The sequence below is a fragment of the Desulfothermus okinawensis JCM 13304 genome, from assembly GCF_054654515.1.
In genome coordinates this window covers 72,224-82,844 of sequence record NZ_BAAIEW010000012.1, presented here as the reverse complement: position 1 = coordinate 82,844, position 10,621 = coordinate 72,224, and the positions used below count along the sequence as shown (strand labels likewise).

The 10,621-nt window shown below is 37.1% G+C and carries 9 protein-coding genes and 5 tRNA genes; 13 read left to right on the top strand and 1 reads right to left on the bottom strand.

The genetic code is table 11. The features are described from left to right. Positions 1-43 precede the first annotated feature (43 nt). From ACYQ0O_RS06340 to purM, 10 genes are all read left to right on the top strand, one after another. Positions 44-116, top strand: a tRNA-Lys gene (locus ACYQ0O_RS06340). Between the two features lie 8 nt (positions 117-124). Further along, a tRNA-Glu gene (locus tag ACYQ0O_RS06335) sits at positions 125-199 on the top strand. 7 nt (positions 200-206) lie between these two features. Next, positions 207-283 (top strand) — tRNA-Met (locus ACYQ0O_RS06330). Between the two features lie 45 nt (positions 284-328). Next, positions 329-404: transfer RNA gene (locus ACYQ0O_RS06325), tRNA-Gly, on the top strand. A 13-nt stretch (positions 405-417) separates the two neighbouring features. Continuing rightward, a tRNA-Cys gene (locus ACYQ0O_RS06320) sits at positions 418-489 on the top strand. Between the two features lie 71 nt (positions 490-560). Continuing rightward, the gene (locus tag ACYQ0O_RS06315) at positions 561-1,271 is read left to right on the top strand and encodes a class I SAM-dependent methyltransferase (protein WP_459891592.1); all 711 of its coding nucleotides are present in this window, start codon (positions 561-563) and stop codon (positions 1,269-1,271) included. Between the two features lie 7 nt (positions 1,272-1,278). Further along, positions 1,279-3,009 carry a YcaO-like family protein gene (locus ACYQ0O_RS06310; RefSeq protein ID WP_459891591.1) on the top strand — a complete coding sequence of 577 codons (1,731 nt, stop codon included), beginning with the start codon at positions 1,279-1,281 and terminating at the stop codon, positions 3,007-3,009. A gap of 202 nt (positions 3,010-3,211) precedes the next feature. Continuing rightward, complete coding sequence (locus ACYQ0O_RS06305; protein WP_075067940.1) at positions 3,212-3,532, top strand: TusE/DsrC/DsvC family sulfur relay protein; 321 nt, start codon at positions 3,212-3,214, stop codon at positions 3,530-3,532. 82 nt (positions 3,533-3,614) lie between these two features. After that, a complete protein-coding gene (locus ACYQ0O_RS06300; protein WP_459891589.1) occupies positions 3,615-3,977 on the top strand; it encodes a molybdenum cofactor biosynthesis protein MoaE in 363 nt (120 codons plus the stop codon). Positions 3,978-4,064: 87 nt separating this feature from the next. Further along, positions 4,065-5,111 (top strand): phosphoribosylformylglycinamidine cyclo-ligase, encoded by a 1,047-nt coding sequence (gene purM / locus ACYQ0O_RS06295; protein WP_459891588.1) that lies wholly within the window; start codon positions 4,065-4,067, stop codon positions 5,109-5,111. Here the strand turns inward: purM and mobA are convergent. Beyond that, positions 5,085-5,684 (bottom strand): molybdenum cofactor guanylyltransferase, encoded by a 600-nt coding sequence (gene mobA, locus ACYQ0O_RS06290; RefSeq protein WP_459891587.1) that lies wholly within the window; start codon positions 5,682-5,684, stop codon positions 5,085-5,087. The two genes, purM and mobA, sit on opposite strands and share 27 nt — an antisense overlap. A 134-nt stretch (positions 5,685-5,818) precedes the next feature. Between mobA and ACYQ0O_RS06285 the strand changes: the two genes are divergently transcribed. The 3 genes from ACYQ0O_RS06285 to ACYQ0O_RS06275 are packed head-to-tail and all read left to right on the top strand — an operon-like array spanning position 5,819 to position 10,591. Next, positions 5,819-7,414: an FAD-binding oxidoreductase gene (locus ACYQ0O_RS06285; protein ID WP_459891586.1), complete on the top strand. Its 1,596-nt coding sequence runs from the start codon at positions 5,819-5,821 to the stop codon at positions 7,412-7,414. Between the two features lie 17 nt (positions 7,415-7,431). Further along, positions 7,432-9,030: a glycerol-3-phosphate dehydrogenase/oxidase gene (locus tag ACYQ0O_RS06280; RefSeq protein WP_459891585.1), complete on the top strand. Its 1,599-nt coding sequence runs from the start codon at positions 7,432-7,434 to the stop codon at positions 9,028-9,030. Positions 9,031-9,043: 13 nt separating this feature from the next. Continuing rightward, positions 9,044-10,591, top strand: a complete 1,548-nt coding sequence (locus ACYQ0O_RS06275) for an FGGY-family carbohydrate kinase (protein WP_459891584.1) — start codon at positions 9,044-9,046, stop codon at positions 10,589-10,591. Positions 10,592-10,621 lie beyond the last annotated feature (30 nt).

The following is a 10,621-nucleotide window of genomic DNA, read 5'->3' as shown; positions in this document are numbered from 1 at the left end:
TCGTTTGACAAAAAACTAAAAAATATATTAAATAATTTTTGTTGGGTCGTTAACTCAGTAGGTAGAGTATCGGCCTTTTAAGCCGAGAGTCGCAGGTTCGAATCCTGCACGACCCATATTTTTAGTCCCCATCGTCTAGCTCGGCCCAGGACGCCGGCCTCTCACGCCGGTAACAGGGGTTCAAATCCCCTTGGGGACGTAAGTGATGCGGGGTGGAGCAGTTTGGTAGCTCGTCGGGCTCATAACCCGAAGGTCCCAGGTTCAAATCCTGGCCCCGCTACCAAATATTGACAAGTCTTGAATGAATTATTATAAAACTAGTCAGTTAGCGGGTGTAACTCAGTTGGTAGAGTGCAACCTTGCCAAGGTTGAAGTCGCGGGTTCAAGTCCCGTCACCCGCTCCATTTTTTTTAAAAAGGCGGCTTAGCCAAGTGGTAAGGCAGAGGTCTGCAAAACCTCCATTCTCCGGTTCGAATCCGGAAGCCGCCTCTTAAAAAGCAATAACTCAAGGCCAAGCCCTAAGATTAGGGTTTGGCCTTTTCTTTTAGGGGGATATTTTTATGAAAAATATATCAGATATGTCCTATGATGAGCTTGTCTCTAGGATAAGGGAAAAGTTTGATATTGATTTTGAAGAGATTGCAGTTTTAGATACGCGACTTTTGGTTGTAAAGATTTTAAATTTGGAAGATTACATTGACAAACTTGCTGACCAGGTTAAAGAGGGTGAGCTACTTGAACTTCCTTTTTGGGCAAAGATTTGGCCAACTTCTATACTCCTTAGCTATATCTTACACAAACTTCCCATGGAAAAGGGAGATAAATTGCTTGAAATTGGAGCAGGTATGGGCATTTGTGGTCTTGTGGCCGCTAAGTTGGGTTTTCATGTTACCCTCTCTGACATTGATGAAGATTCTTTAATGATATCTCAGATAAATATCTTAAAAAACAATCTGTCTCAAAATGCAAGGGTAAGAAAAGTGGATTTTACAAAGGATAGATTAAATAAAAAGTTTAAATACATCATAGGTTCAGAGGTACTCTACAAACAGGAACACTACAGACCTCTTATAAAGTTTTTTCTAAATCACATGGACAATAAGTCCACGGTTATTCTGGCAAAGGACTATCATCTCAAGGCAAAGAAATTTTTTAAATTAGCCAAGGACTACTTTTTTATTGATGAAAAATATATTGGTTTCAAAGAAATGGAAAATGAACAAGGAGAAAGACACCTTTGCTCTATTATAAGGCTACGAAAAAAGGGGTAGGACTTAAATGATAAAACTAGGCAGTTGTATTAAAAAATATAAAAAGGAGTTAGATAAGGCAAAATCTCCTGAAGAAACTGTAAGTCATGTTAAAAGTGTACTCAAAAAATTTGGCAAGGATATTTTGTTTGATACAAAGAGGATAGATACTGGTCGTCTTGGAATACCTGTATTTTTTTCAATCTATGGGAAAGAGGCCAGACGGTTATGCCCATCAAGGAAACAAATGGGAAAGGGACCATCTTCAATTCAGGCCGAGGCATCTGCAGTTATGGAACTTGTTGAAAGGTATAGTTTTTTTTCCTTTTGGGAACGAGAAGAAAATTTTAGGTTACTTACATGGACAGAGGCTAAAACAAAATCTAAAGATATTAATTTAATACCAGAGGAAGAGATATTAAAATCTGTAGATGACAAACTTCACATAAAAGATCTCCAAAAGGTTTTAGACCTTGTTAAATGGAAGTTTTGCAAGGCCTATCTTGTGTGTGAAGATAGAGAATTTATGGTTCCAGCGGATTGGTTTAAGAAATTAAATGAATATAATGGGGCTTCTGCTGGTAATACCTTTGAAGAATCAATCCTTCAGGGATGTTGTGAGCTGATTGAAAGGCATGTTTGCGCCATAATAGATAGAGAAGAGAGAGTGGTTCCAACTATCAATCCAGCATCTCTTAAAGATGCAGTTGCAAGGGATCTTATAGCTTGTTTTGAAAAAAATAATATTAGACTCTGGATAAAGGATTTTTCTCTAAATATGGGTATCCCCACGGTTGGGGCCCTGGCTTATGATCCATCAACTTATCCAGAAAAAAGTGAAATAGTTTTTACAGCAGGCACTGCCACTTCCCCTGAAAAGGCAGCAATCAGGGCCTTAACTGAAGTGGCTCAGCTAGCAGGTGATTTTTGTACTGAGTCAAGATATGAGCCTTCAGGACTTAGAAAATTTAAGGGTATTGATGAGACCGCATGGGTAAGAAAAGGGTATGAGATAGATATTTCTAGTCTTCCAGATATTAGTGATAGGGATATATATGTGGAGCTAATGAGACTCTCTTCTAAGTTGAGTGAGCTTGGTTTTAACCTCTATTCAATAAATATAACCCATCCCAAAATAAATATTCCGTGTAATTATAATTTTGTGCCAGGTTTTTTATTTAGGGAAAGGACTAAATATCCCAGTGTAGGGCTTTTTGTTGGAAGGAGGTTGGTTGAGGAAGAGGATTTTGAAAAAGCTAGATATGGGCTTGAAGTTTTAGGAAAAATATATGGTGGGGCATATTTTATTCCCTTTTTTAAAGGTCTTCTGGAGTGGAAATCAGGGAATCTAGAGAATGCTAAAGCCCTGTTTGAATCTGCTCTTCCCATTCAACCAGGTGGAGAAGAGGAGTCCATGGTACTTTTTTATATTGCAAATATTTTAGTCCAAAAGGAAGATTTTAAAGGGGCTATAGAGATACTTGACTATGCAATTTCCTTAATTCCTGACAATGCAATATATTTTAATCTAAGAGGGGTTTGTAAATTTAAGCAGGGGATGTATGAGCAAGCTGCTCGAGACTTTTTGTCAGCTCTGGATTTAGACAGGAGTTCTGCAATGGATTTAGCCAATGTGGGTATGTGTTATAAGATGATGGGGAAAAAAGAGCTGGCTATTTCATATTTAAAGGATGCATTGGAGATTGATCCAACCATTGAATTCGCCAGGATTGGTTTAATAGAAATGATGAAAAATTAGATAATTAAACAATCTTTATTTTTTTGCCCTTGACAAAATGTGAATTTAGAATCTAATGTGTCTTCACTTTTTGAATGTTACGCAAAGAGGGGTTGACTTGGTTTTGTTAACAATTTATATTCCTTTCTGGGAAAAGTTTATTTTTGCTAACCACTGAATATATTTTCAGAAAATTGAAAAAAATTAAAAGGAGGTTTTGTCCATGGCACAAGTAGTTGAATTCAAAGGGAAGAAATTTGAAGTAGATGAAGATGGTTTCTTGCAGAATTTTGACGATTGGTGTGAAGAGTGGGTGGAATATGTAAAGGAATCAGAAGGTATCAAGGAACTCACCGATGATCACTGGAAAGTAATTAATTTCTTGCAAGACTATTATAAGAAAAATGGTATTGCTCCAATGGTTCGTATCCTTTCTAAAGTAACTGGATACAAACTCAAAAAGATCTACGAGCTCTTCCCATCTGGTCCTGGTAAGGGAGCATGTAAGATGGCTGGTCTTCCAAAACCAACAGGCTGTGTATAGTAAATTAAAGTATTGAGGATTATACGAGCGGCCTCTTATTAAAAATGGGAGGTCGCTTTTTTTATTTTTTATGGGAGTAAAAATGGACATTACAAAGGTATTGTCTCACCTTAAAAAGGAGCCTCATTTTACCCAAAAGGTGGGTATGATACTCATCCACAACGGGGTGGTGAGGGGCATTTCAAGGAACGGCAAAAAGGTTAAAAAACTAATAGTTAAAAGCGACTATAATAAAATAGAGCAAATTAGAAAAAAATATGAGTCAATAGATGGTATTTATAAAATAGTCATTGAAGCAAGATCTGGAGAGTTTGAACCTGGAGAGGACTTACTCTGGATAATCGTCGCAGGAGATGTCAGGGAGAATGTGAAGTATGCATTATCCAATACCTTAGAGGAAGTAAAATCAAAGGCCGTGATAAAAGAAGAAATTCTTGACGATTAATATCTTGTCATTTAAGTAACTTTCTTTAGATCATTTTTTATAGATTAAATTTATATTGTCCCCTAAAATAAGTTCCAGGAGAAAAAAATGAAGGATCTCAGTAAGGCATATAGAGAGTCTGGAGTTGATATCCTCAAAGCCAGTACGTTTATTGATAGGATAAAGGGAATTGTAAAGGGTACACACACTAAAGGGGTCCTAAGTGATATTGGGCTGTTTGGTGGTATGTTCAAGCTTGATATATCAGATATCAAGTCTCCAGTTCTAGTGGCTGCCACTGACGGTGTTGGTACAAAACTAAAACTGGCCTTTGATATGAATAAACATGATACCGTGGGTATAGACCTTGTTGCCATGAATGTTAATGATATTGTGGTTCATGGGGCTAAGCCTTTATTCTTTTTGGATTATTTGGCAATGGGAGAGTTGGACACCTCTGTTGCTGAAGACATTATAAAAGGTATTTCTGAAGGGTGCAAACAGAGTGGATGTGCCTTACTAGGAGGAGAGACTGCAGAGCTTCCTGGTTTTTATAAAAAAGGGGAATATGAATTATCGGGATTTAGTGTTGGAGTGGTGGATGATTCAAAAATAATTGATGGATCTACCATTGGCGTTGGAAACGTGATAATCGGGCTTGCTTCAAGTGGAGTCCACTCAAATGGATTTTCTCTCATAAGAAAGATTATAAGGGACAAGTCCATATCCCTTGAAGAAAAACTGAATGAATCCACTAAAACCCTTGGCGAGATATTACTCACCCCAACAAAGATATATGTGGGGTCAATACTAAATTTAATTAGAGATTTTCATATAAATGGAATGGCCCATATAACTGGAGGCGGTTTTTTTGAGAACATTCCCAGAATATTGCCAAGGGGAGTAAAGGCCAAGATCGATTTTTATAGTTTTGAGAAACCTTTAATATTTCAGTGGATTAAAGAACAAGGCAATTTGTCCTGGGAAGAGATGATGTCCATATTTAATTGCGGTATTGGTATTGTATTGATAGTAAAGAAGAAAGATGTCGATGATATATTAAATAGGTTGAATGGACTAAATGAAAAGGCATGGATTATAGGAGAGATTCAGAGACAGGAAGAGGAATCAGACAATATTGAAATATATTTTTAAGGCCTTTTTATAATCCTCCTTGGTGTTTATATTAAAAAAAGAGTGAAGATCTGGATCATGCTTTTTAATGTGGAACTCATCTATTGTCTTTACCTTGACCTTGGAAAATAACGTACTAATTCTAAAGCATTTTTTTGTTATCATATCTTCAATTATGGGAATGCATTCCTTTGAATAAAAACCACAAAGGGGCTCAAAATATTTACCGATTTTGGGCACCACTACCTGATAATCTTTATCTAAAGTTGATATTAAATAGTTAATCAATTCCAATTTTATAAGCGGTGTGTCACAACCTACTATAAAACTATATTTTGTGGGAGCAAAGACTAGGCCTGCATGTATACCAGTAAGGGAACTAGATTCTTCATATATATCAGAAACCACTTTATATCCCAATGATGTGTATTTTTGTGGGTCTTTTGCAACGAGCAAGATATTATCGAAAAAAATACTTAACTTGTCAGTAATTATTTCAATAAAACTAGAGTTACCAAGTTTAAAAAAACACTTATTTTTATAACCCATTCTTGAGCTTTTACCACCACAAAGCACAACTGCCGTAACATCCATAATTTCAAGCCCATATTAATTGTTTTTATATATTGAAAAAATCCTAAGATTATTTTAGATCTTAATCAATGTAATTTTTAGTTAACAGCTGACTGTGTGGCAAGTAAAATGTTATATGTTCAGGGAGGTGAATTATGAGGCGTTGGAATGGCTGGGGACTTGAAGAAGTGGACTATCCTGTTAAGGATAATATGTTAAATTTACTAAAAAATTTAGTTGGTGGTCCTGAATATTCTTATACTGCACCCATGGAAAAGGTGCTAAAAAAAATAAAAAAGAGCAAATTATCTTTAACTCATTCACTCGTTTCAACCTGTGATAAAGATAGACTACTCTACTGTCGTGGGCAGAGTATGCCAGATTGGATAGATCTCCGTTTTGGGGAGGTCAGGACTTTTCCAGATGGTGTTGCCCGTCCAAGAAATGAGCAAGAAGTTCAGGAACTAATTGATCTTGCAAATAGGGAAGGTTTTTGTCTGATTCCATATGGGGGAGGAACAAGTGTGCTGGGGCACATAAATCCAATTGAGATTGATAGGCCCATTATTACTGTATCATTAGAAAGAATGGATAGGATAATTTGGATTAACGAACAAAACAGGGTAGCAGAATTTTATGGTGGTGTAACTGGTCCCCAGATAGAAAAGTCTTTGCTTCCCATGGGATATAGACTGGGCCACTATCCCCAATCTTACGAGTTTTCAAGCTTAGGTGGGTGGGTGGCCACAAAATCTTCAGGACAACAATCCTTTGGTTACGGTAGGATTGACAATATGTTTGTGGGTGGACTTTTGAATACCCCTAAAGGGATTTTAGAAATACCCCATATACCTGGATCAGCTGCTGGTCCTGATATTAAACAATTTGTCCTTGGATCTGAAGGAAGAATAGGGATTTTGTCAAAGGTAAAGGTTAGGATATCACCTATCCCAGAAAAAGAGCTTTTTGAAGGTTATTTCTTGCCCTCGTGGGAAGATGGATATAAAGCAGTTAAAACACTTTCTCAGGAAAAATTTCCCCTATCAACCCTTAGATTATCAAATCCAAAGGAGACCATGACCCATTTAACCATGGTTGGGGGACCTCTTTTGGTTTCAATTTTAAAAAGATATCTTAACATTAGGAAAATTGGAGAGACAGGGTGTTTAATGGTGGTTGGTTATTCTGGAAACAATAGATTTGTTAATCAAACAAAGAGAGAAGTAGCCTCTTTTATAAAGAGAAAGTTTAAAGGTGTGTCTACCTATTCTTTGATTGGTAAGGCATGGCAAAAAAATAGATTCAAAGCTCCCTATCTTAGAAATTCCCTTTGGGAGTTGGGGTATGGAGTGGATACCCTGGAAACCTCTGTACCCTGGGATAAGGTAACTTCAACCATGAATGATATAGAACGTTCTCTGGAAGAGGCCTTAAACTCCCATGGGGAAAAAGTATATGCATTTTCCCACCTGTCTCACTTTTATATAACTGGACCATCCATTTATACCACTTACATCTTTAGGATATCAAAGGACCATGAAACAACCCTGAATAGATGGAAGGTCCTTAAAAAAGCTGCAAGTGAGGCAATTGTAAGAAACAAAGGTACCATTAGTCATCACCATGGAGTTGGCATAGACCATAAAGAATACCTTGAGCATGAAAAAGGGAAATTAGGGATAGAAGTATTAAAGGATATGATTAGTAGCTTTGATCCCAAGGGGATTATGAATCCTGGAAAGCTTATATAAAAGTGGGAGTTATATTTATGTGGTATGGATATAAGAGGGAAGATCAAATCCAAGGATTAGATAACTATTTTGATATTATTGTGATTGGTGGTGGCATTACTGGGGCTGGTATTTTTAAAGAAGCCACTGATATGGGATATAAGTGTCTTCTAGTTGAGAGAAATGATTTTGCATCTGGAACATCAAGTGCTTCTTCAAAGATGGTACATGGCGGTCTTAGATACTTAAAAGAAGGAGACATAAAACTTACATTTGAATCTGTAAAAGAGAGGGAACTTATATTATCCCAGGCAAAATATTTAGTTGATCCCATGACATATATTTTGCCCATATATAAAGATAAGAGGGCAGTTAAACACTTAATTCCTTTGTTTTTAAAAATATATGATCTCTTTTCCATAATTTCAAATTGGCATGACAGAAAAATAAATTTTAAGACAGAAAAGCTGAATACCCAATCAATAATAAAAGAGGTACCAGATATAAAAAAAGAAGATTTAATTGGAGGAGCTAAATTCGAAGACTCTGTTACTGATGATAGTAGACTTGTGTTAGCAGTAATAAGGGAAGGACTGTGCAATGGTGGAATTGCAATTAATTATTTAGAGGCAATTTCCTTTCTAAAGGATAATATGAATAAAATAATTGGAGTAGCCCTAAAAGACAAATTAGGTGGGAAGGAATTTGAAGTTAAAGCAAAATCAGTGGTGTGTGCAACAGGGGTTTGGACCAAAGAGATTACGGATATGGCTGGTATAAAACTCAATCTACGTCCCCTCAGGGGATCTCATATTATAGTTCCAAAAGAAAAACTAAATCTCAGTGTGTGCGTCACAGGTTTTCATCCATGGGATGGAAGACCTGTTTTTGCATTTCCATGGGAAGGGGTTACAGTTATAGGGACAACTGATATAGACCACCAAGGGGAATTATCAAGACCACCAAAAATGGATGGTGCAGAATTTGAGTACCTGATGGATTGGGTAAATTTTATGTTTCCGTCCCTGGATATAGATGTCCCAGATATAATCTCCTCCTATTCAGGAGTTAGGCCAATTGTTTCTGCAGGCAAAAAATTGCCCTCAAAAGAACCCAGAAAACACACAATAATAGAAAAAAATGGTTTAATCTTAGTTGTTGGAGGAAAGCTAACAACTTTTAGGAAGATTGCAATTGATACACTAAGGTATGTAAGAAAATGTCTTCCATCCCCAGGTAGCTATAACAATTTTAACCATATCCTAACCAGATTTCCCTGGCATCCTGATTGTAATTTAGATGAAAAGGTGATCTTTAAACTCCTTGGACGATATGGATTTGATAGCCCAAATTTTTTTAAGGAACTAAGAGAAAAAGAACAAAAAATTTTATATGACCATCGTATTGTGGGTGAGATCAGGTGGAGCGTAAGGCATGAGGCGGTGGTCCACTTAGATGACCTCATGATAAGAAGGAGTAGGCTTGGTCTTGTTAAAAGGGATGGAGGAATAGAATATTTTCCCCTGATTAAGCCCATTGTACAGGAAGAACTTGGTTGGGACCAAGACAGATGGGAACAGGAGAAAGAACGATATATAAAAATTTGGAGACAGTATTACTATTTGCCAATTAACTAAAAAGGAGAATTTAGTGGGGGAATTCATTTTATCCATAGACAATGGAACCCAGAGTGTTAAGGCAATTTTATTTAATGTAAATGGAGATCTGGTTTTTAAGTCCCAAGTGGTTATTGAATCCTATTATTCAAAAAAACCAGGCTGGGCAGAGCAAGATGGTAACTATTTCTGGGAAAAACTCTGTGAAGCAATAAACAATTTATGGAAAAATGGTTTTTCGCCAGAACAGATAATAGGTATTGGGGTTACAACTCAACGGGCAACAATGCTGGCGGTGGACAAAAATGGTAATCCATTACGTCCAGCAATAGTCTGGCTAGATCAGAGAAAATCTAGATGTTATCCTCCTTTAGGTGCTTATACTTTGTTGTTTAAGCTTCTGGGAATCCACTCTTCTATAAAGTATTTTCAAGATAAGGCACCAATAAACTGGATATATAAAAATGAGATGGATGTATGGAAAAATATGTACAAATATTTGAGCTTATCAGGGTATTTAAATTTTAAATTAACAGGAGAATTCAAAGACTCTGTGGCCAATCAAGTTGGATACTTGCCATTTGATTTTAAAAGACACAAATGGGCAAATGGTCTTGACTGGAAGTGGAAGGCACTTATGCTCAAAAGGTATCATCTCCCTGACCTTGTGAGGCCATCAGAATTAATAGGTTATGTTACAGAAAAAGCATCAATGGATACAGGTCTTAAGAAAAATACCCCGGTCTATGCAACGGCCTCTGACAAGGCGTGTGAAGTATTGGGGTGCGGTTGCATGGATTTAGATCAGGGATGTCTTGGATATGGAACCACTGCAACCATAAATGTGACCAGTAAAAAATATATAGAGCCAATTAGGTTCCTTCCACCATATCCTGCTGCGATTCCAGATCAATACACACTGGAAATTCAAAATTTCAGGGGATATTGGCTTGTTAGCTGGTTTAAAAAGGAGTTTGGAGATAGGGAGGTGAGTTTATCCAAAAAGGTAAAAAAGACACCAGAGGAACTGTTAAATGAGATGTTAGACAAAGCCCCGCCTGGATGCCTAGGACTTATGTCCCTTCCTTACTGGACACCAGGGATAAAGGTACCTGGACCAGAGGCCAAAGGCGCTATAATTGGTTTTGGAGACGTACATTCCAAGGCCCATGTGTATAGGTCCATTTTAGAGGGACTGGCATATGCACTCAGGGATGGAAAAGAGGCCATAGAAAAAAGGACTAAGGTGTCATTAAAAAAGATATATGTGGCTGGGGGCGGATCCCAAAGTGACAGGATTATGCAAATTACAGCGGATATTTTCGGAATTCCAGCCCATAGACCCAAGGTCTATGAAACATCAGGACTTGGCTGTGCCATAGATGTTGCTGTTGGTTGTGATATCTATAAAAATTTTCAAGAAGCTGTTTTACAGATGACTTCAACTTCTGCTGTGTTTGAACCAGATATGAAACACCATGATTTGTATACAGAACTATTTATTCGTGTGTATAAAAAAATGTACAATAGATTAAAGCCGTTATACGAGGAGATAAGGAATATTACAGGTTATCCTGAGTGAAAATTTATATGAACGGGTTGTTGGCTTTAA